The following is a 26,315-nucleotide window of genomic DNA, read 5'->3' as shown; positions in this document are numbered from 1 at the left end:
GCTTAATGAAACAGACGGGGCAATCCGCACTGCGGGTTTTGGTGATCGAGGACGAAACGATCCTTGCGATGGAACTCGAAGACATCCTGGAGGATCTGGGCCATCGGGTGGTGGGCGTTGCGGCGACCGTGCCACAGGCCACCCAGATGATTGAAACAATGGCGCACCGGATCGACGCGGTGGTGCTTGACGCCAATCTGGCTGGCCAGTTCGCCTCTTCGATCGCGGACGCGCTGGCGGCGCGCAATATCCCCTACATCGTCGCCTCGGGTTACGGACCCGACGATCTGCGCGCCAGCGGGTTCGACGCGCCTATTCTCAGCAAGCCCTACCACGCGCATGAAATCCGGGACGCCCTGCTGACCCTGCGCCGCAGCGACGCCGGATAACGGGTCAGGGGGCTGTTCCCGCATCCCAGACCCGGCAACATCCCGACAAAAGCGTTTTGCGCAGACGACATCATGGATAATCCCGGTGCCGTTCAGCCCAAATGGCCGCTCCCGCCTTATTTACATGGCTTATCTGATGCGACGCCCAACCTTTGTCTGGAAATATGGACGGCTTTTCTTATTGCTTTGAAAACCGACGCAACATGTTTTCCATGACGACAATATAGGGAAAGGCGGTGTTGAAGGGGATTTCTTGTTGTTTTGAAAACCGACAAGACGCGTCTTTCATATCGCGAAAGCCAAAAGTCTGCTGAAATACTTATGCTCGGACAGCCTAAAATGGTCCAACGGCTGAGAGGCATCTGGCGGCACGTCCAGCGTCTCGAGCATGTCACCGGTTACCCCATTTACGTCCCTGCAGAGGCCCGCCCAACGCAGCGCCATACGCCACGGGACAATCGGAATGCAGTGCCGATCAGACCCGTGCCACATCCCGATCCCGATTGATCCATAGCGATCCGCCTCTGATGAAGCCTGCGTCATTCGACTGTTACACAGGTCTGCTTGATAGGGGTGCAAGGGTGCTGTCCCTCGTGCGGCATGTGGGCGTGCGGACCGGTGGTCGCGACGGTCTTGGAACCGCGATCGGGAATGAACATGATCGCACGTTTCGTCAGACAACCGAAATCCTGCAGGGCATTTCGCAGTCTTCTGGACCCCGCGCCACAGGATGACGGCGGCGATTTTCGCGTCCAGTTGCTGGCGAAGGCTATCGCACCGCACCGCATCGGGTTCACGCAAAACAATCTGGACAGCGGGTTTTCCGCCAATCTGTCACGGCTCTTCCCTCAGATGATCGCGCTGGACGCCCCAGGGATCGACAGCGATGCGCCGATGCTGATCTATGGCGCGATGCTGGACACGCTGCGGCAGTCGCATGCCAGCACCACCGCCCTGATGCCCCATGTGAAACCCGCCGATCCCGCCCTCTTTTTCGAGATGGGTTTCCTGGCCTCGACCACCAGCTGGGCCGAGGCGCTGGCCTCGCGCGATCCCGCACAGGCCTGTCTGGGTTATATCTTTGATGACCGCGCGCAATATTACATGTCGGATTATGAAACGCGGCTGGATGAGAAACTGAACGGCGATTTCACCCTGTCACTGCAGGAGCGCGACCGGGCAAAGGCGGCCATGCGCCGGATCGTGGCGGACCGGATTTCCAAGTATAACTCTCAGCCGTTCTATCGTCCGGTGGTGTCCCCCGGCTACGATCGGCGGGTGCTGGTGGTGGACCAGAATTTCGCCGACGCCTCTACGTTTTACGGGCGCACAGGCCCGAATGCCTTCAAGGCGATGCTGCGCGCCGCCATCGCGGAAAACCCCGATGCGGAAATCCTGGTCAAGACGCATCCCGATTTAGCCTGGTCAAAAGACGGCACGCGGCGCGGCTATTTCGATCATCTGACATCGCAGGGACGGGTGCGGATCATCCGCGATGCGGTCAATCCGTTCGAACTGTTCGATCTGGTCGACACGGTCTATGTCGGCACCAGCGGCATGGGGCTGGAGGCCCTGCTGGCGGGCAAGCGGGTCGTGTGTTTCGGCGCACCCTGCTACGCGGGCTGGGGGTTGACCGACGACCGCGTGACGGTGCCACACCGGCATCGGCACCGCGATCTGACGGAATTTTTTCATGCGTTCTACATCTGGTATACTGTCTATCACCTGCCCAACGGTCCGGTGCCTGCCCGGATTGAGGACGTGCTGGACTACATCGTGGCCCACCGGCCGGTGCAGCCCATTCCGCTGTTCGCCCCGACGGACCCGGCCTTGTCCATCATCATCCCCGTCCACGGGGTCGAAGCTTACATCGCTGAGTGCCTCACCTCGATCCAGCAGCAGGGATTTCAGGATTACGAGGTCATCGCAATCGACGATGTCAGTCCTGATCGGTCAGCTGAGGTCGTGCAGGCTTATGCTGATCGAGACCCCCGTTTCCGGCTGGTGAGCCGAACAGAAAACGCAGGCCCCGGTTTCGTGCGCAATCAGGGCATCGATCTGGCGCGCGGGCGGCACCTGCTGTTCATCGACCCTGACGACTACATGCCCGACCCCGACCATCTGGGCCGCATCGTGGCCATGGCTGACGCCGACGGTGTGGACATGGTCCGGTTCCGCAAGGTCCACGAACAGGTGGAGGCACGCGACGGTAGCGTCCTGCAGATGCGCGCCGACGTGACAGAGACGTTTTTTGACCAAGAAACCCACGATACCACCCCGGCGGATCATCCCAAGATTGCCCATTCGCGCCATTTTTGGAACTGGCTTTACCGGCGCGATTTTCTGAACCGCAACGCCATCCGGTTCAGGACCGCCTACCGAGAGGAACGGGCATTCCTGATGCAGGCCTATCTGGCCAACCCGCGCCTGTCCGTCTGCGACAGCAACGGCGTGGTCTACCGGATCAGGCCCGGATCCGCCGTGCGCCGCACCCAGACAATGACGGATGTGCATGACCAGCTCGACAACTTTGCCCATGTCGTCGCCCTGCTCGACGATCACGGCGCGTTCGATCCGGGATCACCGCACCGCTGGCTGGCCCGGTTTCAGGTGTCGCAGTTTCTGCATTACCTGTTCTTCGGGTTCGCATGGAAGACCGCGACCCGTGCGAAAGAAACAGCGACCTTTCTGACAAAACTGTCCGCGACGCTGCATCGCACGGGGCTGGGGCCGCAGGATCTGATCGGCGATCCAGTGTCACTGTCGGCAAGACATTTCCAGCACGGCGCCTACGGGGTGCTGCTGGCGGCAACACAGGCAGGACGGACCGACCTGATCGCACTGGTTCGCGATATGAACCCGGTCCCGGCGGACCTGCTTTACGATATCTATCTGCACGTGCCGCTGACCCCTGTAGACCAGATGCTGCAGGACGCGCTGAACGCCTATGCCCGCAACGAACGGGTGACCGTCCCGTCCGGGCGGGCCGTATCGCCTGCCAAACGCATCCGGCTGATCATCCATCTGGGCGCCACCAAGACCGGCAGCACCAGCCTGCAGCACCTGCTGGACGACAACCGCCCCGCCCTGCTGCGCGCCGGTGTCTGGTATCCCGAAGTCGGCCTGCTACGGCAGGTCGACCGTCCCAACAAGCAGGCTGGTCACGCCCGCTTTATGGCAGAGGCACGGCGCGGCAGCGCGGCCCTGCGTCGTCATATCCTGCAGGGTCTGGACACAATGCAGGGGCGCATCCACACGGTCGTTCTGTCGTCAGAGGCATTCTTTCTGGCCCCCGATTCCACCGTGCTGGCGCGTCACTTCCCAGATTTTGATGTCGAGATGATCGTCTATCTGCGGCGGCAGGATGAATGGGCCAACGCGCAATACGCCGAATTCGTCGCGGGCGGTGCGATCAGCCGCGAGGCACTGCCTTTCGACGACTGGATCACAGCCCCCGCCACCCAGGATCTGCTGAACTACGACGCCCTGCTGAAAGAGTGGGAAGAGTGTTTGCCCCGTCAGGCGCTGCACGTGCGCCGCTACGACAGGGGACGGGGCCACGACTGGGATATCGTGACCGATTTTGCCGACACCCTCGATCTGCCGGTGATCCGTGACCTGCCGCCCCTTGATGCGGTCCGGGGCAACGCGGCCAGCCTGTCGGCCTGCCATGTGGAACTGATCCGGCAATACAACCTACGTGATTTCGAAACGACCAATACCTATCTGGCCTTTGTCGGCACCCTGACCGACCGGCTGCTGGACTGGCGCCGCACGCGGGGCCTGCCGATGGTGAGACCCTGGTTCCTGACCGACGCCCTGTCGGACCGGATCATGCGGCGCGCGGCAGAAGGCAACGCCCGGATCGCCAGCACCTATTTTAACACCACCGGCGATGATCTGTTTCCACCGCGCGCGGAAGAATCTGCGGACTGTCCGCTTTATATGGCCGAATGCGACCTTGCCACCGAGACATACCGTGAACTGGCCTATCCCAGCCCAGTCCAGTCGGCCACGCGCCCGGGCACGGTGGGTTATGGCGTTCTGGCATGGCGGCGCTGGACCTTCGTGCCGCTGGTGACGGCCGGTTACCTGATGGGTGGCAAGCGCAGGCTGGCGCGGCAGTTCTGGACGAACCCCGCAGCCTTTGCATTGACCCATTGGGCCGGACGCAGACCCCAACTGGTCCGTCTGACATTCGCCAATCTGCGCGCGGACGGCGCGCAGCGGTTCTACGTGCAGGACCGTGAGGGGCGTGGCCCACTCAGTCGCCTCGCGCACAAAATCATGATGTCGGCCAAACATCCCAACAGCAAAGGTGCCATCGATGCCTGATGTCGTGATAACCCGCCGCCCCATCACCCTGGAAGTGCCTGAGGCGTGGCTGATGAACCCCAACGACGGCGCGCAGCACAGAATGTTCTATGCCGGCCTGCTGTCGGCACTGGCCGAAATGAACGTGACGATCGATCCGGTCTGGCTGCCGCGCGGGGCCGAACGCGCACCGCGTCGGACCACCACGGACAAGTTCGCCATCAGCTTTCACTCGCACGGGTCTGACGGCTACCTGATGCGGTGCAAGGAATCCTATATCCCGATGTATTTCACGATGGATTCGATGGGGTATTCCTGTTTCTCGGAACTGGCGCGTCATCCCGAACGGTTCATGCCCGCCATCGCCCGGATCGATACGTCCCGCGCCAAGGCCTTTGTCGACGGGGTCGCGCGCGATCTGCGCGCCAACAACCAGTCGAAATATCCCCAGCCCGCCTATGTTCCACCAGCCTATACCGGCTATCTGTTCGTGCCGTTGCAGATGGAATGGGATTCCGTCGCACAGGGCACCTGGATCGACCCGCTGGCCGCACTTGAGCGGACGATCCATGCCGCACGGGCGCGCGGATTGCATACGGTCGTCAAACGTCACCCATTGTGTCGCAGCGCCAAGATCGCCACCGTGCTGGACCGGCTGGATCAGGCATCCGATGTCACCGTTTCGACAGATTCGGTCAACACGCTGATCGAGGGCGCGTGTCTGGTCGTGGGTGCCAATTCCGGCGTCCTGTTCGAGGCGCTGTTGCAGGGTCGCGACGTGATCAGTTTTGCCGCCTCAGATTTTGGCACGGCGACCCATCAGGTCCGCAGCCTTGCGGTGCTGGAACGGGCCATCGCCGCCCCGGCCCCGCCCGACGCGGCATGGCGCTACCGATTCCTGTCGTGGTATCTGCGCGAATACTGCGTGCAGGCCAACGACGTGGCCGCGATCCGGCGCAAGATCCAGGCCTTTGTCGCCCGGCCCCGATCCAGCGATCTGACCGCGACACATCGGTTCTATGGCGGACAGGGCAGCCTGTATCTTTATTCCGCGTTCGACCGGATCAAGCGGCGCATCTTTTCCTGAAAAGCCCCCTCTCATCACGATTCGGATGCCATCGAAATAACCCGCTTCCCAGTCAGCCGGCGGGCCTGCGCGTGTCGCACGGCCATTCCCTGCCATAGCACCCTTGGCCGGGGCCGATCCTGGTCTGGCTGCGGCGCCACGGGTCTGCCGCATTCTCATCATCCGACGGTCGGACTGCGATCATCCTTTGGTCTGATCGCCGTCTGACGTCGGACGGTGCCGTGACCCGTCACCCCATCGGCGGATTTCGACCCGGCGGCGGGGCTGTCAGATTGAGGGCATCCCGGATCACTTCCGATCCTCCCAACCCGAAAGAGACCACCATGACCATGACACGCAGCATCATCGCCAAAACCATCCGCACTTTCGTGCGTGACGAAGACGGCGCAACCGCCATCGAATACGGCCTGTTCGCCGCCCTGATCGGCGCCGTGATCGTCGGCACCGTCGCCACGCTGGGCACCGATACAAAGGCCGGTTTCACCGCAATCAGCACGGAACTGAAAGCGGCGACACCTGCAACGACAAGCTGATCCAGCGACAAGGCGGTGCGCGTCGGCCTCTGCGCGCACCGTTCTTTTCCTTTTTTGCCAACGACCGATTTTGGCCCGCTTTATTTTGACCACTACTTTCCAGGATCAGCCCATGACCCCTTCCCAGCAGAGCTCTACACTTGCCGCCTATGTCTGCACCGACCAAGGTGCCGATGTGGCCCGTGCGGCTGTGGAACGATCCGGCGGCGGTGACGCCGACCTGCGCGGCGGCGGGCTCAGCGGTGCAGCGCGCCTGTGTTCGGGTGCCCCCATTGCCCGCATCCTGCTGACCGAAATGGGCAACATTCCCGTCGATATGGCCTGCGACTGCGTCACCGAAATCCGCGCCAACGGGGCAGAGGTGATCGTGCTGGGCCAGGCCGACGATCTGGGCACCTACCGCGCGCTGCGGCAGGCCGGCGCGCTGGAATATTTCGCCTTTCCCGTCAGTGCTGACGATATCCTTGCGATCCAAAACCGCCCGGCCGCCAACGATACCGATGCCCCCGTCCACCGCCGTCCCTGTATCGGTGTCGCGGGCAGCAACGGCGGTGTCGGCGCCAGCCTGCTGGCGCGCAATCTGGCGTTCCATGCCGCCAACCCCAAGGGCCACAACCTGCGCACGGCATTGATCGACGCCGATCTGCGGTTCGGTGCGCAGGCGATCGATCTGGACCGCGACGACACGCCCGGTCTGGTCGATGCGCTGCGCAGCCCCGACCGGGTCGATACGACCTTTCTGACCGCCACGATGGCCGAACTGGGTCCACAACTGGCGATGTATAGCCATCATATCCGCATCTCTCAGGACCCCGACACGCTGGAAGCCGGATTGCCCGGCCTGATCGGCGCGCTGCGTAACGATTTCGCCGCCACCGTGCTGGACCTGCCCCGCAACCTGCTGCTGCGTGATCCAGCCCTGACAGCGGCACTGGATGCGCTGATCCTTGTGGTGCCGGGCGGGTATGGCGGGGTCAATGCCGCCGCCCGCCTGATCAAATCCCTGCGCGAAGACACCCCCGATCTGCGCATCCTACCGGTGCTGTCGGACCTGCGGCGCGATGCGGGCCTGACCGCGCACGACATCGGGCGCAGCATCGGTCAGGATATCGCAGCCACCCTGCCGCGCTGCGACAAGGCGGTGATGCAGGCGCATCGCAGCGCCACGGCACTGACCGATACCGCACCGCGCACCCCCTATGCCCGCGCCGTGCGCGCGCTATGGGCGCAGGCCGTCACACAGCCCGGCCCCGCTGCACCGCTGCGTGGATCGATTCTGAAACGGATGTTCGGATGACATTTCATCTGGCCCAACCGTCGCTGCGCGACGCGGTGGCGCAGGTTCTGGATCTGGCCCGGCGCATCGATGCCGAAGGGCTGGATCACCAGGACCGTGCCAATGCTGCGATTTCCCATCTGCTGGACAACGGACAGGTCGTCTGGCCGCTGGCGCTGCAACGCCAGATCCTGACCGACGCCACCCGGTCCCTGACCGAAGACGCGGGACAAACACTCGACGACGCAGCCAAAGCGCCCCGGCCGAGCTTGCGCGCCGTGGCCCACCCCGATCCGGCCCCCGCCGCTGCAGCCCCTGCGATGGCCACGTCCAATGCCGGTGCCGACCTGATGGATCTGTCCAACGCGGTCATCGGCGCCATGTCCGACACGCTGGATTTTTCCGACATGGCGGGTCAGTCACGCGACGATCAGGACCGCATGATCCGCGACAGCATCGCCAAGCTGGCGGACCGCCGCAAACTGCGGCTGAACGGGCAGGACATCACCGATCTGGTCGGCGTGATCATGGCCGACATGATGGGTCTTGGCCCGCTGGAACCGCTGCTGGCCGATCCCGAAATCACCGACATCATGGTCAACGGCCCGTTCCAGATCTTTGTCGAACGCGGCGGCAAGCTGGAACTGACCAGCCTGCGGTTCCGTGACAACGGCCATGTCATGGCGATCGCCACCCGGATTGTCGCCGCCGTCGGACGCCGCATCGACGAGGCACAGCCGATGGTTGATGCGCGGCTCAAGGACGGCAGCCGGGTCAATGTGACCGTGCCGCCGCTGGCGATTGATGGGGCCACCATCACGATCCGCAAATTCCCCGCAGCGCCGGTGCAGCTGTCGCGTCTGGTGGCAGGCGGCAGCCTGTCGGAACAGATGGCGGGCTTTCTGGAACTGGCGGCCTTTTTGCGGCTGAACATCCTTGTCTCAGGCGGCACCGGGTCGGGCAAGACGACCCTGATGAACGCCATGTCGCAATTCATCCCCGAAGGCGAACGCGTCGTCACCATCGAGGACGCGGCGGAACTGCGGTTCCAGCAGCCCCATGTGGTCCGTTTTGAGACCCGCCCACCCAACGTCGAAGGCACCGGAGAGGTCACGATGCGCACATTGGTCCGCAACGCCCTGCGGATGCGCCCCGACCGGATCATCATCGGGGAAATCCGCGGCGACGAGGTGCTGGACCTGATGCAGGCGATGAACACCGGTCACGACGGGTCGATGTCGACGCTGCACGCCAATTCCCCGCGCGAGGCGCTGACCCGCGTCGAAAGCATGGCCGCCCTTGCCGGGTTCGCGCCGGGTGGCGGTGTGGTGCGCCGCCAGCTGGTCGATGCGGTGCAACTGATCGTGCAGGTCAGCCGGATGCGCGACGGCAAGCGGCGCATCACCTCCATTTCCGAAATCGCAGGGCTGGAAGGCGACGCGATCACCCTGCAGGAACTGTTCGCCTTCGTCCCCGATGCCACCAGCACCCGCACGCAGGTCAAGGGGCGCTATGTCTATTCGGGCTATCGTCCCAAATTTGCCGCCCGCGCCGCCGATTACGGTGTGGCCGCCGATCTTGACGCGGTGCTGGGGGGCTGACGCCATGCCGTTTGTCATCGTGACATTTCTTGCGGGCTTTGTGGTCTATGCGGCGCTGGCGCTGGTCGCCGTCATCATGGCCGATCGCATCCGCCGCCGGCATCTGGCCCGGCTGGACCGGGCGCACCCCGACACCGGCACCCTGCAGATCGACACAGCGCAGGTGGCCGTGCCGCGCAAAACCGCCCCCGCCGCACCGCAGGGCGCGCTCAGCGCGCAACTGGCCAACCGGATCGCCCGCGCGGGCCTGCATCTGGGTATGCGGGACGCGATGATCCGGATGATGCTGGCCGCCGTCGGGGTCTATGCCGCCGGCGTGCTGGCGCTGGGGCTGCATCCGCTGATCGCCCTGCCGCTGGCGCTGGCCGTGCCGGTGCTGCTGGGGGCCCTGATCCTGCGGATAGCCCATGCCCGCTATATCAAGGATTTCACCGCCGATCTGCCAGAGGCGCTGGATGTCTTTGCACGCGGGCTGCGGGCCGGGCGCCCGGTTACGGATTCACTGACCATCGTGGTCGAAACAGGCACCGGCGGCGCGCCGATCCTGCGTGAATTCACCCGGGCGCGCGATGCCATGCGGATGGGCGCCAGCCTGCCCGACACCCTGCACCGTCTGGGCCAGCGCATCCCCACGCCCGAGGTGTCGTTCTTTGCCGTGGCCACCGCCCTGCAGACCGAAACCGGCGGCAACCTGATCGAAACGATGGAAAATCTGGCCGCCCAGTTGCGCGACCGTCGCCAGTTGCGCCGCAAGGCCCGCGCCCTGTCATCGGAAGCGCGCGCCAGTGCGGTCATTCTGGCATCCCTGCCCTTTGCCGTGGGTCTGCTGATCGGGTTTTTGAACCCCGCCTATCTGGCCCCGCTGTTCACCGATCCGCGCGGTCAGGTGATGGCCGTGATCGCCGTGTCCAGCATCGGTCTGGGGATTTTCACCATGGTGCGGATGGGCAAGCTGAATGTCTGACGCGATGACCCCTGCATTCTGGCTGGCCTTTGCCGGTCTCGCGGTCGCCCTCGCCGCCCTTGGCGCGCTGATGCGGGCAGAGGTGCTGCGCGCGCGCACCGCGACGCGGCTGCAACGGGCCACCGGCACCGGACCGCAGCGCCGCGGCCGCAGTCACGATGGCACCCCGTCCGCCAGCGGCGCGCACCTGCGGCGCATCGTGCTGCTGACCGGCGAACGACTGGCCGCGATCATGGGCGGCGAGGCGCGCGAAACCGCAGCCGAACTGGCATCGGCGGGGTATCGCGGGCGCGACGCGCTGCTGATCTATGCCTTTTTGAAAACCGTGCTGCCTGCCTCCGCCGTCATTCTGGGCGGGATATGGCTGTGGCTGGACGGGCCGCGCGGCACCGCGATGATCCTGCCCGGCGGGCTGGTGGTCGCGGTGGCGCTAGCCCTGTCCAAGGGCGTCGATATCTTCATCGACCAGCGCCGCCGTGCCCGGCTGGCCCGGATCAGGGCAGGCTTTCCCGACATGCTGGAACTGCTTGTGATCTCGTCAGAGGCGGGTCTGGGACCGCAACCTGCCCTGCACAGGGTTGCACGCGAACTGGCCCTGACCCAGCCGGAACTGGCCCGCGACGTGCTGCAGATGGTGTCTGAAATGAGCATGACAAACGACCGGCGCAGCGCTTACGACCGCTTTGCCGCGCGCATCCCCCTGCCAGAGGTGGCCGTGTTCCTGCAGACGCTGGACCAGTCCGACACCTATGGCACACCCTTTGCCCGCGCGATGCGGACGCTGATCGTCGAACAACGCGCCAATCGGCTGATGGCGGTCGAAGAACAGGCCGCACGCCTGCCCGTCCTGATGACCCTGCCGCTGATCTTTTGCATCATGCCAGCCGTTTTCGTGGTGCTGCTGGGCCCCGCCGTACTGAACATCATCGACAACATCATGAGCGGAGGCTGACCATTTCCCACCTTAAAAAACAGTCTCTGAAACGCTGGATAGGCTCATTTGCGCGCAGCCGTGACGGGGCGGTCGCCATCGAATTCGTGCTGATCGCACCGATCCTGTTTGCGCTGCTGTTCGGGATCGTCACCGTGGGCTATTTTCTGACGCTCAGCCATTCGGTGCATCAACTGGCCAGCAGTGCGGCGCGGGTGTCCGTCGCGGGGCTGGACAGCACCGAACGCACGGCACTGGCGCAGGATTATCTGGATGCCGCCAGCACTCATTATCCGCTGCTGACCCAATCCGCGATCACCCCCGTCGTGCAAGTGTCGGATACGGGCATCCGCAGCATCACCGTCGATGTGACCTATGCCATCGACGGGTCCCTGCTGGACCTTGCCAACGGGTTTCTGCGGCTGGGGATCAGCGATATCGCGGGGCGCGCCTATGTCGCTTATTAACGCCACCTGGCCCACCCGTTTCGCGCGGAATGAGGACGGCGCCGTCGCCGTCGTGGTGGGGCTGCTCATGACCGTGCTGATGGGCTTTGTGGCTTTTGGCGTGGATATCGGCGCGCTTTACCGCGAACGCGCGCAACTGCAGGCGACCAGCGACCTGACCGCGATCAGCGTCATGACCGACACAGCCGCAGCGCAGATCCGCGCCGATACCGCACTGGGGCGCAACGGGCGCGCGACCGATACCTTGCAGGACCTGCAGACGGGTCGGTTCCGGCGCAATCCTGCCATCGCACCTGCCGACCGCTTTATGCCCCTGCCCACGGGACACCCCCGCATCAATGCGGTCGCGGTCACGCTGTCCGATGCGGCCCCGCTGTATTTCGCGCAGATCTTCACCGATGCGACACAGGTGCCGGTCACCGGGCGCGCCACCGCCACACGGACCGGGGCCGCCAGCTTTTCGCTGACGAGCCATATCGCACGGCTGGATGCGCTGGACCTGAACACTGCCATTGCGCGCCGGTTCGGCACCGATCCCAACCTGACGCCTGCCGATATCGACAGCTTGGCCAGCGCCCGGCTGCGCGTCGGTGATCTGGTGGTGGGCATCGACACCGGCACCAATGCCAATCCGGCGGCCATTCTGGACGGCACGACCACCGATGACCGGGCACTGGCCGCCCTGCGCGAACTGGTCCCCGACCCCGCCGCTGCCGCACTTGACCCGGTGGCAAATGCCGCCCGTGCCCAAGGGTTTGCGATGACGGACCTGATCAGCGGCGCGGATACCGATCTGGGGCTGACCGTGATCGAATTTCTGGATGGGCTCGACGCCTCTGCACTGGATCTGTTGCGCGGGCTGGTGGCCACCGGCGGGGCCGCCACCACGCTGGATCTGGCGACGGACCTTGCCGTGCCCGGCGTCACATCCGTCACCGCCGACATCGCATCGGGCGCGCCGCCCGCGCAATCGGGCTGGATCGCCATCGGAGAGGCGGACACCACGCTGAACCGCGCCGCCGCCCGGCTGAATGCCGATGTGACGCTGGCCCCCGATGTGCTGGGCCCGCTGGACATTGGCGTGACGGCCACGCAGATCAATTTGCCACTGCGCGTGGAACTGGCCGGATCGACCGCCACGCTGGACCGGATCAGCTGCACCGGATCAGATCCCGACGATGTGGTGGCGCGCTTTCGCACCAGCCACACACCGCTGCATCCCGGCAACGGCACATCGGTTGCGGCCCTTTATCTGGGCACACTGCCCGCAGGGGTGCCCGTCGATCCCGCAACACTTGATTTCGCGGACCTGCTGGACCTGACGATCCGGATCGAACTGCCGCTGCTGCCCGATCTGGTGGTGTCCGGCATTACCCTGCAGGCGCGCAGCACGGCCACGGTCGGCCAATCCGCCATCGACACCATCGCCTTTACCCGCGCCGATGTTGCGGCCGGGCGCACCCGTGCCGGGTTCGGATCAGGGCAGCTGACATCGACCGCAATCGCGGACCTGCTGTCGCCGGGTAATCTGGAACTGCGCGTCAAACCAGAAGACGCCGGGCTGGTCGACACGCTGGTGGCCCCGGTGCTGGACACGGTGATGGCCGCGCTACCGGGACAGATCCTGGCCGGGCTGACTGGACCGCTGGATGCGGTTGTCGACGGTGTGCTGGCCCCCACCGGGCTGCAACTGGGCGAGGGTGAGTTGACCCTGACGGGCCATCATTGCGAGCTGATCCGGCTGGTGCAATAATTCCCCGGTTCAGCCCGCGATGCGCTGCTGCGGTGTGTCGGACTGTGCCACGGCAGCGGACCTGCGGGCACGCCCGACCAGCGGCAGCACCTTGCGGGTCTCAAGGCGGGCGGCAGGCCGCAGTGTATCGGCAACCTTGGCCATCGAACAGACCTCGTCCGTGACAAAGGCCATCAGCTGATACCGCGACCCCAGCCCCGATTTGGTATAGATCGCGCCCAGTTGAGATTTCACCGTGGAAATGGCGCAACCGCGCATCTCGGCAATTTCGCTGTTGGAAAACCCCTTGGCCACGAAAATGGCGACATCGGCTTCGGCCTGCGACAGCGCCCAGTCCTGCGCACAGCGGGCGATGATCGTTTCCTTGGCCACGGGTTCACCGGCGCCGGGGGCGACCCGTTTGCGGCGCTGATCCATCATGTAGCCCCGCAACTGCGTGACACCGATATACCCCGCCCCCGCCGTCATCGCGGCAAACAGCACGAACAGCCCGCCGATCGTGGCCATATCGACCTGATCGGCCGTCAGCACAAAGCTGGTGACAAGAACGGTTTTCAGCGCGGCAACGCCTGTAACAACCAGTGAACCAATGAACCAATACCGGGACATGCGACTTATCCTTGATAACAACAGACGTGACCGTCTTTGTCGCCAAGGAATATGGCCGATTTATGCCCCTGCACGGATCGACCGTCATACCACCGTAAGGATGATCCGGTTTATGTCGACGTCACTCGCGGGCATAGACGTCTTCGTAGCGGATGATGTCGTCTTCGCCCAGATAGCTGCCGGTCTGCACTTCAATCAGGACCATCGGCACCTTGCCGGGGTTTTCCATTCGGTGCACGGCCCCCAGCGGAATATAGACCGACTGGTTTTCGGAAATCAGTTGCACCGCGTCGTCCACCGTCACCTTTGCCGTGCCCTGCACGACGATCCAGTGCTCGGACCGGTGGTGATGGCTTTGCAGGCTCAGCGCCGCACCGGGGTGGACCACGATGCGTTTGACCTGAAACCGCTCGCCCACGACCAGGCTTTCGAACCAGCCCCAGGGGCGGTGATCCTTGGGGAACGCTTCGGCCTGCGGGGCTTTCTTGCGTTTCAGCTCCGCGACCGCCTGCTTGACGTCCTGCGTGCGGTCCTTGTGGGCGATCAGCACGGCGTCGGGCATGGCGATGGCCACGATGTCCGACAGGCCGATGCCGACGATGGCCTGACCTTCGACCTCTGATCGCAGCAGGGTATTGTCGCAATCCAGCGCCGTGGCGGGGCCGGACAGCGACAGGCCCCCGTCCTGCGTCTCGCGCCAGACCGCGGCCCAGTCGCCCAGATCGGACCAGCGCCCGCCGTAGGGCACGACCGACAGGTTATCCGCCTTTTCCATGACGGCGTAGTCGATCGAAATCGCAGCGGCCTGTTCCCAATGGGTCGCGGCCAGCCGGGTGAACCCCAGATCGGATTTTGCCCCGTCCAGTGCGGCCTGCACCGCCGTCACCATGTCGGGGGCAAAACGGGTATAGGCCGCGACGATGGCGCGCACCGAAAACAAAAAGATCCCCGCGTTCCACAGATAGCGGCCCGCATCCAGCATGTCCTGTGCGGTGGCGGCATCGGGCTTTTCGACAAAGGCCTTCAGCGGCAGCGGCACGGGATCAGCACCGACAGGTTTCGCCGCCAGTTCCAGATAACCGTAACCTGTTTCCGCCCGGTCAGGCCCGATCCCGAATGTCACCAGCCGCCCGTTGCGCGCCGCAGGCAGGGCCGCCTGCACCGTCGCGTTGAACGCATCGGCATCGGGGATCACGTGATCGGACGGGGCCACCAGCATCACACCGTCGGGGTCGGCCGCGAACAGATGCAGGGCGGCGGCCAGCACAGCAGGGGCGGTATCGCGGCCCATCGGTTCGATCAGCACCGCACCGGGGGCGATCTCCGCTTCGGCCAATTGTTCGGTGACGATGAACCGGAACGCATCGGCGGTCACGACGACGGGGGCTGCATAGCCGTCCCCGGCCAGACGGCGGGCGCTGGCCTGAAACAGGCTTTCATCGCCCATCAGCGGTGAAAACTGCTTGGGATAGCTCTTGCGCGACAGCGGCCACAGCCGCGTGCCCGCCCCACCGCACAACAAGACCGGAGTGATCATCGGGGAAACCTCATCATATTCTTTGCGCCAGCCTACTGGCAAAACATGGCATCACGATGCCGCAATCTGTTCTTTTCGACGAGGCCGGGATAGTCCCCGCACCTCGCTTTCTTCGAAATACGCCCGCTAAAGGCCCTCATCGGTCATTGATGATACCCGGCCCGCATCATCTTGCCCCAAATACTCCCGCCGGAGGCACCTGTCCTACTTGGCGCGCACGGCCGTCCCGGCGTCCAGCTGGTCCAGATACCACGCATAGGTCTGCGCAATGCCCTCGGCCAGCCCGATCCGCGCGGTCCAGCCCATCCGGGCCAGCCGTGACACATCCATCAGCTTGCGGGGCGCGCCATTGGGGCGGCTGGGATCGGTCAGGATCGCGCCCTGATACCCCACAGCCGCCGCCACCATTTGCGCCAGTTCCAGAATGGTGACGTCCTGCCCAGTGCCCACGTTGATATGGCTCAGCATCGGTTCGGTCTCCGCCTCATAGCGCCCCCGGTCCAGATCCATCACGAACAGCGACGCCGCCGCCATGTCGTCCACATGCAGGAATTCGCGCATCGGCGTGCCAGACCCCCAGATGGTGACGGACGCATCGCCCGCCTGTTTGGCGGCATGGAACCGCAAGATCATCGCGGGCAGCACATGGGAATTTTCGGGGTGAAAATTGTCGCCCGGACCATACAAATTCGTGGGCATCACCGACCGATAGTCGCGGCCATACTGCCGGTTGTAGCTTTCACACAGCTTGATGCCCGCGATCTTGGCCACGGCATAGGGTTCGTTGGTGGGTTCCAGCGGGCCAGTCAGCAGCGCGTCTTCGGCCATCGGCTGCGGGGCCGCGCGCGGATAGATGCAGCTTGATCCCAGTTGCAGCAGGTGCTGCACACCCTGCGCATGGGCCTGATGGATGACATTGCATTCCATCATCAGGTTTTCATAGATGAACTGCGCCGGATAGGTGTTGTTGGCGATGATCCCACCCACGCGTGCCGCCGCAAGGATCACCGCATCGGGTTTTTCCACCGCCATGAAATCGGCCACCGCGCGCTGATCTGTCAGGTCCAGTTCGGCACTGGAGCGGGTGATCAGCTCATCCGTGCCCCGCGCCGCCAACTGCCGCAGGATCGCCCCCCCCACCATGCCGCGATGGCCCGCGATGTAGATGCGCACAGCCCTAACCCTCCAAGCTGACCGGCAGGTCCAGACCGTGGGTTTTCAGCAGGGCGTGGCGGCGCGCAGATTTGAGGTCTTCGCGGACCATTTCGGCGCACATCTCCTGCGCCGTGATCTCGGGTGTCCAGCCCAGGTTCTTTTTCGCCTTGGCGGGGTTGCCCAGCAGGGTTTCAACCTCTGCGGGGCGGAAATAGCGCGGGTCGATCCGCATGACGATATCGCCCACCGCAATATGCGGGGCCAGATCGCCGGCCACGTCCGTGATGGTCGCGATCTCGTCCACGCCGGTGCCGGTGAATGCAAGCGAGACGCCCATTTCAGCAGCCGACCACGTGATGAAATCGCGCACGGAATACTGCACACCGGTGGCGATGACGTAATCCTCTGGCCTGTCCTGTTGCAGCATCATCCACTGCATGCGGACATAATCGCGGGCATGGCCCCAGTCGCGCAGACTATCGATGTTACCCATGAACAGGCATTCCTCCAGTCCCATGGCGATATTGGCGAGGCCCCGGGTGATCTTGCGCGTCACGAACGTCTCGCCCCGACGCGGGCTTTCGTGGTTGAACAAGATGCCGTTGCAGGCAAACATATCGTAGGCTTCGCGGTAGTTCACGGTGATCCAATAGGCATACATCTTGGCGACCGCATAGGGGCTACGGGGATGGAACGGCGTGGTTTCGGTCTGCGGTGTTTCCTGCACCAGACCATAAAGTTCGGACGTGGATGCCTGATAAAATCGGGTCTTTTTTTCCAGCCCCAGAAAGCGGATCGCTTCCAGCAGGCGCAGGGTGCCCATGCCATCGACATCCGCCGTGTATTCGGGCGCCTCAAAGCTGACGGCGACGTGGCTCTGCGCGCCCAGGTTATAGACCTCGTCGGGCTGCACTTCGCTGATGATGCGGGTCAGGTTGGAACTGTCGGTCAGGTCGCCGTAATGCAGCTGGAACCGCTGGTTGTCGGTATGGGGGTCCTGATAGATGTGATCGACCCGGCCCGTGTTGAACAGCGACGCGCGGCGCTTGATGCCATGCACCTCGTATCCGCGGTCAAGCAGGAATTCGGCCAGATAGCTGCCGTCCTGTCCGGTCACGCCGGTAATCAAAGCCCGTTTTGTCATGCTGCCGCCCCTTTTGTCGTGCCGAGACACTTATGGCGCGGACGGTGGCCACGACAAGACACGGTGGAACGGCAGTGCACTAGGTGCGGGTTTAAGGGCACAAATCATGCCCCATACCCGTTCAGCGGCGGATCAAACTGTCCAGATCAAAGGTCGTGCGCGGCGCTACCCCGTCGGCCAGAATCCGCAGGTTGATGCGGGTGGATGGTATGGCCCCCACGACCGACAGGACCGACCGGCCGAACCGCGGCTTCCACTTGCGCCGAAAGCTGAACCAGTGGACCCCCGGCTGGCCTGTGGGATAGGCAGGCACCTGATATTCGGCGGCGACCTCCCCTTCGCCCACGATACGCACCCTGGGACTGGCGCCTTCGGGCACGTCATGCAGCAGACCAAAGAATCGCCCCCAGTCGCCATAGGCGGCCGTGATCGTGATGGCATCGAACCCGGCAAAACGGTCGGTCAGGGCATTGTCGATCCCGGAGATCCTAGCCCGGACGGCGGGCAGAACGCGGTCAGCGGCATCGACCCGGTTGGTATAGCGGTGATGCGCCTCGAAGGTTTCTGCCCGGCGCAATTCCTGCGTCGGCCGATCCGCCTTTGGCAGTTGCGCCCGGCGATCCCATTCGGCGCGTGACTTGGTATAATAGTGATGGATCCGCGCCAGCCCCGGCATAGGGGCCGCCATCCGGATAGGCATGGCGGGATCGCGGACATAGGGCCGCAGGGCGCTGTCTATATAGGCCCCCTGCACCAGATCGGCGATATGGGTGCGAAAGCTGTAGGTGCAGCGTGGGTTGAATATCGTTTTCACATCCGCCGCCGTGCGGTCTGCTGCCATGCGAAAGCGGTCCAGCACCAACCCTGGTGTCTGGACCTCCTGCCCGCTCGACCCGAAGATCAGCCAAGGAATGGCGATCGCCCCCACTGCTCCGTGCCGCGCCTCGGCCCGATCCAAAAAGCCGTTCACGTCCAATCCAGCATCGAAAATCAGGAATTCGTCCAGATCGCAGACCAGCACGTAGTCGTGGTCGCGGGCATGCGTTTCTAGAAAATGATTGTAGGCATCCCGCTGCGGCGGCACGGCCGGGCGACGCGGCCAGAACGTGCGGTGGATCACCCCCAGATCGTGCAATGCAGCTAAAAGTTCGCTGGTGCCGTCATCGCTGTGGTTGTCGTAGATGTGGATCGTCTGGAACCCCAGCGCGCGGTAATGGGCAATCCATTCCACGACATAGTCCCGTTCATTGCGGCAGATCGCGCAGACGGCCAGTTTTCGCGGGGTCATGGGGCATCCTGTGATCTGCAGTGCGATGGTCTTCACCGATGTCGGATGCAGGTTGCGGGGTCAAGGTCTGCGCTACCCGCGACCGTTGCGATCCCGCCCCATGCAGCGCACGCTGCGGTCAGACCCCGTTCACTGTGACGCGGGACATCATCGCGCGATCCCCAATCACCGGAGCCTGCGCGCATGACCACCTTTTCCCCCCGCCTTGATCTTCCGTTTCTGGAAGCCGCACAGGCGCAAAAACACGTGACCCATAACGAAGCCCTCGAACGGCTGGACCTGATCGTTCAGGGCACACTCGAAGCGTTCGACGCCGTCCTGCCGCCCGCAGCCCCGGCAGAGGGCGCCTGCTGGCATCTGGGCACCGCCCCCACCGGGGTCTGGGCCGGACACGATGGGCAAATCGCAGCCTTTGCCGGTGGTGGCTGGCTGTTCGTGACCCCGGCGATCGGCTGGCGGCTGTGGGACCGGGCGGGCGGCATGCTGCGGGTCAACACCGGTGCGGGCTGGGACCGGATCGGCGGCCCCCCCGATCTGGACAATCTGGCGGGCGTCGGTGTGAACGCCGCATCCGACGAGACCAACCGTCTGGTCGTCGCGTCGGACGCCACGCTGCTGACCCATGCGGGTGCGGGCCACCAGTTAAAGGTCAACAAGGCCACCGCCATCGATACCGCCAGCCTGCTGTTCCAGTCGGGCTGGTCGGGCCGGGCGGAAATGGGGCTGGCAGGCAACGACGATTTCGCAATCAAGGTCAGTGCGGATGGCCCCAGCTTTGTCGAAGCACTGCGCATCGATGCGGCCACCGGGGCCGTGACGCTGCCCGCGACGCCTGTGGTGGCCACTGGCCCGCAGCCCCCCGCGCTGTGCCAGTTGCGCAATACCGACACCACGACCGATCTGCTGTCGCTCGACTTTGCGGATGTGCCGATGAACGGGGTCGCTGACATGCACGACACGGCGGTCTTTGCACGCTTGGGTGATGGCATCCAATGCCTGCAGGCAGGACGTGTGCGGATCCATGGGCAGGTCACAGGGGATGGCGGCACATTGCAGCGGGTGGCGTTCAATCTGTCGGTTGCGGTCAACGGCACCCGGTTTCCCGGCATTGGGCAGTCATCCTATGCGCGCAGTTGGAGCGGCCACCGGACCGGCACCAGTGCCATCAGCCGCTGGCTGGACGTCGCCGCGGGCGACGTAATCACGCTGCAATCACAAAAGGCCAGCGACATCCTTGGCCCGATGGTGATGACGGCGGGTGAATCCATCCTGATCGTGGAACATTACCGCTGATCGCTTAACGGGCGATGCGGCCCTTGAGCCATCCCAGATAGGCCGCATCCGCCGAGCGCAGCGCGGGGCGGCCACTGGACACCCAAAAATCACGCCATTCGGATTCCAGGGCATAAACATCCATCCCCGGCGCCAGCGCGCGGGCAGCATCCATGGTCTGGGGCTTGAGCGTGATCCCCGCCTGATCCACCCCGACCCCGCGCCGGGTGACGCGGATCAGATCGCCGGATTCTTCTTCCAGCGTGTAATCTGGCAGCAGGTCGGCCACGATCATCCGGCGCAAGGCCGCACGAAACACCCGCAGGGGCGCATCCGATCCGGCCTTTTCATGCAGCGTCGCCACGCTGGCCCGCCAGGTGCGTTGCTGGCCGCAGTGTTTGCGGGCCAGCTCATAGATGCGGCGTTCCAGCGGTTTGCGCAGGCTGAAGTAATCGCGTGACAGCGTCAGCACCGATTTCGAGGTGACCGCCCGGAACAGCCAGTCCGACAGTGTGACCCGCACACTGACCATGCGCCCGCCGCGTGACTTGCGCACGATCTCCCAGCTTTCGATCAGGCCAAACCCGGTGGTGGTTTCCAGATCGCCGGTGACGATGTTGGTGGTGATCCGGGTGCCGGCCAGCCGCTCGAACCCGTCGCGCAGCCGGGTGTAGCTGTCGCCGCCGGTATCGCGCTGGGTCGCAGTCAGCAGGTCGTGGGCGGTCAGCGTCAGGGTGCGGGCAATCGCGCGGCCCGCGTTCAGCGCCGCCATCAGCTGGCTGATGCAATAAATCAGGATGTCCTTGTCGTGGATCGTCGCGCGCCCCCTGACCGACGGTGTCACGGTGATCGTGGTATCGCCGCGCATGTAATGCCGGATCGTCCGGTCGGGCCGGGTCGATAACGAAAACATCGGATGTTCCATCGTGCCCAGATCCCCCTTGGGGGCGGCATCAAAGATGTCGCACACGAAGAAATCGGCGGGTGAAGCCGTGCTCATGGGTCTTTTGCCTGTCCTGCTTTTCCGGTCGTTGCCGGAGAATCCCGCTTCGGGGTTTCAGTGACACCCTAAAGTTATCCACAGCCCGCTGTAAACGCCCGTGAACGTCGGATCAGAGTCGCGGCAGCGGGGTTTCAGATTCGCCCCATCGGGGTATCAGAGTCGCACTGGTGTTTTGGTGACGCATTTCCGCGTTCAAAATCAGCTATTTGACGAACAACCTTGATCCCATAACGATGATCTAACAGAATTTAACAACGCTTTTTTTTTGGAACGCCTCAAAAAACGTGGTAGCCCTGCTGCATCCCCCTTGAATTGCTGGGAAAAAGTACGCCATGTGCAACCTTTTCTTCCATGTGCGCGGTTTTTGCGTATATTGAACCAAAGGCCGCACATAAGGCCGCCAGAGGGATCAAAGACATGAGCAGCAACGAGCTTCCACCGTATTTCAGGATCAACCCCGATCAGGCCCATGCCGATCTGGACGGCCCCGTCACCACCACCGGGTTTGCGGCCATCGCCGGGGCCGCCCGTGAAGGGCGTGACGATCTGGCCAGCCGTGGGTTGGCCGAAGACGGGCGGCGGCATCTGCGTCTGTTCTCGACCTGGGAAATCACCCGCTATCTGATCCCCGTCGCACAGGCGCATTTCCGGCGCGTGCTGAAACAGAACCCCGACCTGCCGCAGGGCCGGTCCGAAACCGCCGCCGGGGCCAAGTGGTTCACCCTGGACGAGGTGCTGCGCCTGCGCGCCTTTTTCGGACGCGAAGGTTCCAAGGCCAAGGAATACGTCCCCTACCGGCCCAAGGGGCTGCCCGCCAAAATGGTGGCGGTCGCGAACTTCAAGGGTGGGGTCGGCAAGACCAGCACGGCGGCGCATCTGGCGATGTCGGCGGCACTCGATGGTTACCGGGTGCTGGTGATCGATCTGGACAGTCAGGCGTCGATGACATCGGTGTTCGGCGGCAAGGTCGACGACGAATGGCAGACGGTGTTTCCGCTGCTGGCGCGGCACTATGCGAAACATCTGCAAACCGACAACCAGCGGCGACTGGATCGCGGCGATGCCCCCGTGCCGCTGGACGACACCCTGACCGAAGCCTTGGGGGTCACCGCGCAATCGCTGGTCCAGAAAACCCACTGGCCCAACATCGACCTGATCGGCGCACAGCTCAACCTGTATTGGGCGGAATTTCAGGTGCCGGTCTGGCGGATGCAGGGACGCGGCTGGAAACTGTGGGACGCGCTGACCGATACGCTGGATGCCGACGGGATCCTGGACGAATACGATGTGATCTTTATCGATACGCCCCCCGCACTGGGGTATTTGACGATCAACGGGCTGGCCGCGGCCGACATCCTGCTGGTGCCTGTCGGGGCCAGCTTTCTGGAATTCGATTCCACAGGCCGGTTTTTCGACATGCTGCACACCACGTTCCAGTCGATCGAGGACGGCGAAAATCTGGCCGCCCGCGCGCTTGGCCGTGAAGAAATGGCGTTCCAGTGGGATGCGGTCCGTGCCGTCGTGACCCGGTTCGATGCGGGACAGCAGACCGAAATGGCGGGTCTGATGCAGGCCTATCTGGGCAAGACGCTGTCGCCACACCGACAGGATTTTACAGCCCTGATCGGGCAAGCCGGTGAACAGGTGCAAGGCATCTACGAAGCCGATTACCGCGATTTCAACCGCGAAACATATGCCCGCGGGCGCGAGACATTCGATGCCACCTATGCCGCGTTCAAGACCCTGTTGCTGGGGGCCTGGCGGCGTGACGAGCTGGCCCAACAGGCCGCTGCCGAGTGATCGCTATATTACATAATATGTTTCGCATGCGAAACATCAATGAATCGACATATAATTTTGGCGGCACCGCGCGCAGCGTGCAAAAGGCGTTAACCGCCCTGCCCCAATGTCCGATCCGCAAGGAGGCACAGCATGGCCAAACGTAAACGTCTGACACCGGAACCGACCCGCAATCCACTGGCACCCGCGCCGGAAACCAAAACCGCGATGCCGCGTGGCCTGTCCGGTGGACGTGTGCCGATCGCGGATGTGGCCCAGGACGCCGCCTCATCCGCCGCATTGGCAGAGGTCGCACAGACCCTGACCGTCGCCCGTAACGAAGGCCGGCTGATCCAGCGTCTGCCGCTGCATCTGATCGACGCGGATCATCTGGTGCGCGACCGGATCGCGGCGGACGCCGACGAAATGACGGTGCTCAAGGACAGTATCCGCGAACGGGGCCAGCAGACCGCGATCGAGGTGGTGGCGCTGGAGGGCGGACGTTTTGGCCTGATCTCTGGCTGGCGGCGTCTGGGGGCGTTGCGCGACCTGATGTTCGACACCAAAGACCCAGCGTTCGAGACGATCCTGGCCATTGTGCGCACCCCGTCGGACGCTGCCGATGCCTATGTCGCGATGGTCGAAGAAAACGAGATCCGTGTCGGATTGTCGTTCTACGAGCGGGCCCGGATCGTGGCGCGGTCGGTGGACAAGGGTGTGTTCGGATCGGACCGCGTGGCGCTGGCCCAACTGTTCGCATCCGTGTCCCGGTCAAAGCGATCCAAGATCGGCAACTTTGTGGGTCTGGTGCGCGCGTTAGACCCTGTTCTACGTCACCCGACGGACCTGACGGAACGGTCCGGACTGGCATTGGCGCAGGCGCTGGACGCAGACCCCGCGCTGACGGATCGTCTGGCCGATGCGCTGTCACGCGAACCGGCCCGTGACGCTGCACAAGAAGCGCGGATCATCACCGATACGATCATGGCGCCCGCCACCACCCCTGCCCCGCCGTTCACCCCGGCAGACCGGCCCAAATTACCGTCGCTGCGCGAAACACTGTGCGACGGTCTGGAATACCGGGTGGAAAAGGACGGCAACATCCGTCTGACGGGAGCCGCATTGCAAAACCGGGCTTTCGTAACGCGGATGTTGCAGGCGCTGCGGGATCTGGATCGCGCCTGATTTCAGGCTCGAAGATTATGGATAGGTTCTGTTTCGCAGCGCGACAGGATCATTCGTCCTCTGTCGATCCCATGTTGATATGGTGCTGCGCAATGGCGTCCTGAATATCGTCGAAATAGGTCAACTGCCCGTTTTCCAGCACGACACCGGAGTCGCACAGTTTCGCGATCTGCGCCATCGAATGGGTCACCACGATGGCGCCCGCCGTTTCCATCCGATCCATGAACGCGGCCCGGCTTTTGCGTTTGAACGCGGCGTCACCCACGGATGTCACCTCGTCCACTAGATAGGTGTCAAAGGGGATGCCGATGGAAATGCCGAACGCCAGACGCGATCTCATGCCGGATGAATAGCTTTGGATGGGGGCGTAAAAATGCGGCCCCAATTCGGCGAAATCCTTGACGAATTCGACCAGTTCATCGGTGTCCACACCATAGATGCGGGCCACGAATTTTGTATTCTGCGCCCCGGTCATCAGTCGGTTGAAGCTGCCGGCGAAGCCCACGGTCCAGCTGATCGATCCGGTCTTGTGGATGATGCCGCTGTCGGCACTGATCGACCCGCCGATCATGCTCATCAGGGTGGTCTTGCCCGCGCCGTTGCGCCCCAAGAGCCCAACGGACCGTCCCTTTGGAAAGGTCACGTTGGCGTTTTCAAAGATCGTCTTGCGCCCGCCGGGGGTCCAGAAGGTCTTGGTGACGTTTTCGAACCGGATCATTTGCGATCGCGCAGCGCATAGTAGATCAGGCTGGCGATGGCCCAGATCAGAAAGCTGAACATCCCCACCAGTCCCAGGATCAGCCAGCGTTGTGGATACTGAGATTTTTCCGCCAGCGTCGGCGTGATGTAGGGTGCCAGGTAAAAGCTTTGCCGGTTCGCTTCGCCGCGCGCCACGTCAAAGGCGCTGAGGGCCAGCGCGTAAGCGTTTTCTGCGTATTCGCGATCAACGGACAGGCGTTCGAATTCAGCGACTGTTTCAGCGTATTCGACACCTTCGGGATCGGTGGATCGGTTGCCGGACCCGAACTTGCGGCGTTCCTCTGCGATACGCGATTCAATAACTTCCAACCGGCGGCGGGCCTGTGCCACGCGCGGGTCAGAGGCGTTGGCGGTTTCGGAAATCAGGTCGTATTCGATCAGGGCCGCAGCCTGTTGCGCCTGCAGTGTGTTCAACAGACCCATCTGGCCCTGAATATCGGCATTCAGATCGACGATCTGGTTTTGCAGGCGGAATTTCGTCAGCGCTTCGCGGACGTATTTCAGCCGGTCGACGGCGACCAGCAGATCCTCTTGGGCATAGCGGGTGGCGTCGTCGCGGGCGATCTGTGACAGCTGGTTGATCAAGGTGCTGCTTTGTTCAAATATTTCCTCTGCGATGCGGGTGGCATCGGCGGGATTAAACGCCAGCACCAGCAGTTCCATCAGGCCAGAGGTGCTGTCGTAGGAAATCCGCACCATGCGCTGCCAGTAATCGGTCAGATCCTCGATCGTCGCACCTTGGGGGTCAAAGGACAGCAGCGGGTCCGTGTCGCTGTGTGCTGAATACAGCGTCCGCAGGTCCATCGCATCGTCCACCCGGCGGACCATTTCCTGACTGCGGATGAATTCATAAAGGATATCGGTTTCGCGGCTGGCCGGACCGCCGCCTGCCAGACCGCCCCCCAGACCGCTGAGCATGTCGGCGGGGGTTGCTGCTTCTTCTGTGCGGACGGTGAAGCCCACGGTTGATGCGTATTGGTCCGCCGCACGGGTCCACAGGTAAAACGCACTGAGCGCTGCGGGCAGTATGACGATCAGCACAAAGGCCGCTAGCAATCCCCAGTGCCGCGGTTTCGCCTGCGCGGGACGGGCCACCGGTTTGATGGGCCGGGCGGGTTTCTTTGGCGGCGGCGGTGCTGCGGCTGGGGTGGATGTGTCCGTCGCGGGCGCGCCCGTATTGGGCGCAGGTGTGTCGGCTGCTGGTTGTGTCGCGGGCGTCGGTGTTGACGTCTGCGGAGTATCCGGAGTCTTTGGGGTGTCGGTCATCTG

The 26,315-nt window shown here is 63.6% G+C and carries 21 protein-coding genes; 13 read left to right on the top strand and 8 right to left on the bottom strand.

Annotation, left to right across the window (positions count from 1 at the left end; translation table 11 throughout):
• Positions 1–5 precede the first annotated feature (5 nt).
• The 10 genes from GZH79_RS05375 to GZH79_RS05330 all read left to right on the top strand — a co-directional run bounded on the left by GZH79_RS05375 (position 6) and on the right by GZH79_RS05330 (position 13,315).
• The gene (locus GZH79_RS05375; RefSeq protein ID WP_211642757.1) at positions 6–389 is read left to right on the top strand and encodes a response regulator; all 384 of its coding nucleotides are present in this window, start codon (positions 6–8) and stop codon (positions 387–389) included.
• Between the two features lie 657 nt (positions 390–1,046).
• Positions 1,047–4,724: a glycosyltransferase gene (locus tag GZH79_RS05370; RefSeq protein WP_211642755.1), complete on the top strand. Its 3,678-nt coding sequence runs from the start codon at positions 1,047–1,049 to the stop codon at positions 4,722–4,724.
• Positions 4,717–5,790, top strand: a complete 1,074-nt coding sequence (locus GZH79_RS05365; protein ID WP_211642747.1) for a hypothetical protein — start codon at positions 4,717–4,719, stop codon at positions 5,788–5,790. The genes GZH79_RS05370 and GZH79_RS05365 overlap by 8 nt, the downstream gene beginning before the upstream one ends.
• Positions 5,791–6,113: 323 nt before the next feature.
• Positions 6,114–6,323 carry a Flp family type IVb pilin gene (locus GZH79_RS05360; protein WP_211642745.1) on the top strand — a complete coding sequence of 70 codons (210 nt, stop codon included), beginning with the start codon at positions 6,114–6,116 and terminating at the stop codon, positions 6,321–6,323.
• Between the two features lie 112 nt (positions 6,324–6,435).
• A complete protein-coding gene (locus GZH79_RS05355; protein WP_211642738.1) occupies positions 6,436–7,620 on the top strand; it encodes a hypothetical protein in 1,185 nt (394 codons plus the stop codon).
• Positions 7,617–9,200, top strand: a complete 1,584-nt coding sequence (locus GZH79_RS05350) for a CpaF family protein (RefSeq protein ID WP_211642736.1) — start codon at positions 7,617–7,619, stop codon at positions 9,198–9,200. Before GZH79_RS05355 ends, GZH79_RS05350 begins: the two co-directional genes overlap by 4 nt.
• Positions 9,201–9,204: 4 nt before the next feature.
• A complete protein-coding gene (locus GZH79_RS05345; protein WP_211642734.1) occupies positions 9,205–10,164 on the top strand; it encodes a type II secretion system F family protein in 960 nt (319 codons plus the stop codon).
• Positions 10,157–11,116 carry a type II secretion system F family protein gene (locus GZH79_RS05340; RefSeq protein ID WP_211642731.1) on the top strand — a complete coding sequence of 320 codons (960 nt, stop codon included), beginning with the start codon at positions 10,157–10,159 and terminating at the stop codon, positions 11,114–11,116. The genes GZH79_RS05345 and GZH79_RS05340 overlap by 8 nt, the downstream gene beginning before the upstream one ends.
• The gene (locus GZH79_RS05335; RefSeq protein WP_283094786.1) at positions 11,035–11,562 is read left to right on the top strand and encodes a TadE/TadG family type IV pilus assembly protein; all 528 of its coding nucleotides are present in this window, start codon (positions 11,035–11,037) and stop codon (positions 11,560–11,562) included. Before GZH79_RS05340 ends, GZH79_RS05335 begins: the two co-directional genes overlap by 82 nt.
• Positions 11,549–13,315 carry a pilus assembly protein TadG-related protein gene (locus tag GZH79_RS05330; protein ID WP_211642727.1) on the top strand — a complete coding sequence of 589 codons (1,767 nt, stop codon included), beginning with the start codon at positions 11,549–11,551 and terminating at the stop codon, positions 13,313–13,315. The genes GZH79_RS05335 and GZH79_RS05330 overlap by 14 nt, the downstream gene beginning before the upstream one ends.
• Positions 13,316–13,324: 9 nt before the next feature.
• On the opposite strand, the gene GZH79_RS05325 is transcribed toward GZH79_RS05330, so the two are convergent.
• The 5 genes from GZH79_RS05325 to GZH79_RS05305 form a co-directional block, all read right to left on the bottom strand.
• Entirely contained in the window at positions 13,325–13,924 is a 600-nt protein-coding gene (locus tag GZH79_RS05325) for a helix-turn-helix transcriptional regulator (RefSeq protein WP_211642725.1), read from the bottom strand.
• 121 nt (positions 13,925–14,045) lie between these two features.
• Positions 14,046–15,461, bottom strand: coding sequence for a mannose-1-phosphate guanylyltransferase/mannose-6-phosphate isomerase (locus GZH79_RS05320; RefSeq protein WP_211642719.1), 1,416 nt, complete (start codon positions 15,459–15,461; stop codon positions 14,046–14,048).
• Positions 15,462–15,665: 204 nt separating this feature from the next.
• Positions 15,666–16,634: a GDP-L-fucose synthase gene (locus GZH79_RS05315; RefSeq protein WP_349291164.1), complete on the bottom strand. Its 969-nt coding sequence runs from the start codon at positions 16,632–16,634 to the stop codon at positions 15,666–15,668.
• 4 nt (positions 16,635–16,638) lie between these two features.
• The gene (gmd, locus tag GZH79_RS05310; RefSeq protein ID WP_211642717.1) at positions 16,639–17,760 is read right to left on the bottom strand and encodes a GDP-mannose 4,6-dehydratase; all 1,122 of its coding nucleotides are present in this window, start codon (positions 17,758–17,760) and stop codon (positions 16,639–16,641) included.
• A gap of 121 nt (positions 17,761–17,881) precedes the next feature.
• Positions 17,882–19,048 carry a glycosyltransferase family 2 protein gene (locus GZH79_RS05305; RefSeq protein WP_211642715.1) on the bottom strand — a complete coding sequence of 389 codons (1,167 nt, stop codon included), beginning with the start codon at positions 19,046–19,048 and terminating at the stop codon, positions 17,882–17,884.
• A gap of 183 nt (positions 19,049–19,231) precedes the next feature.
• Here GZH79_RS05305 and GZH79_RS05300 point away from each other — a divergent pair, with 183 nt between their 5' ends.
• The gene (locus GZH79_RS05300) at positions 19,232–20,341 is read left to right on the top strand and encodes a DUF2793 domain-containing protein (RefSeq protein ID WP_211642713.1); all 1,110 of its coding nucleotides are present in this window, start codon (positions 19,232–19,234) and stop codon (positions 20,339–20,341) included.
• A gap of 4 nt (positions 20,342–20,345) precedes the next feature.
• Here GZH79_RS05300 and GZH79_RS05295 read toward each other — a convergent pair whose 3' ends face one another.
• On the bottom strand, positions 20,346–21,320 hold the full coding sequence (locus GZH79_RS05295; protein WP_211642711.1) for a replication initiator protein A: 975 nt from the start codon (positions 21,318–21,320) through the stop codon (positions 20,346–20,348).
• A 420-nt stretch (positions 21,321–21,740) separates the two neighbouring features.
• On the opposite strand from GZH79_RS05295, the gene GZH79_RS05290 reads away from it, so the two are divergent.
• Together GZH79_RS05290 and GZH79_RS05285 are read left to right on the top strand one after the other, a co-directional pair.
• Positions 21,741–23,123 carry an AAA family ATPase gene (locus GZH79_RS05290; protein ID WP_211642708.1) on the top strand — a complete coding sequence of 461 codons (1,383 nt, stop codon included), beginning with the start codon at positions 21,741–21,743 and terminating at the stop codon, positions 23,121–23,123.
• Between the two features lie 132 nt (positions 23,124–23,255).
• Positions 23,256–24,287, top strand: a complete 1,032-nt coding sequence (locus GZH79_RS05285; RefSeq protein ID WP_211642706.1) for a ParB N-terminal domain-containing protein — start codon at positions 23,256–23,258, stop codon at positions 24,285–24,287.
• A 49-nt stretch (positions 24,288–24,336) separates the two neighbouring features.
• Here GZH79_RS05285 and GZH79_RS05280 read toward each other — a convergent pair whose 3' ends face one another.
• Together GZH79_RS05280 and GZH79_RS05275 are read right to left on the bottom strand one after the other, a co-directional pair.
• Entirely contained in the window at positions 24,337–25,005 is a 669-nt protein-coding gene (locus GZH79_RS05280) for an ABC transporter ATP-binding protein (RefSeq protein WP_211642705.1), read from the bottom strand.
• On the bottom strand, positions 25,002–26,312 hold the full coding sequence (locus GZH79_RS05275; RefSeq protein ID WP_283094785.1) for a sugar transporter: 1,311 nt from the start codon (positions 26,310–26,312) through the stop codon (positions 25,002–25,004). Before GZH79_RS05275 ends, GZH79_RS05280 begins: the two co-directional genes overlap by 4 nt.
• Positions 26,313–26,315 lie beyond the last annotated feature (3 nt).

The organism is Loktanella sp. SALINAS62 (assembly GCF_018263905.1).
Taxonomy (GTDB): domain Bacteria; phylum Pseudomonadota; class Alphaproteobacteria; order Rhodobacterales; family Rhodobacteraceae; genus Loktanella.
This window is presented reverse-complemented; position numbering and strand designations above follow the sequence as displayed.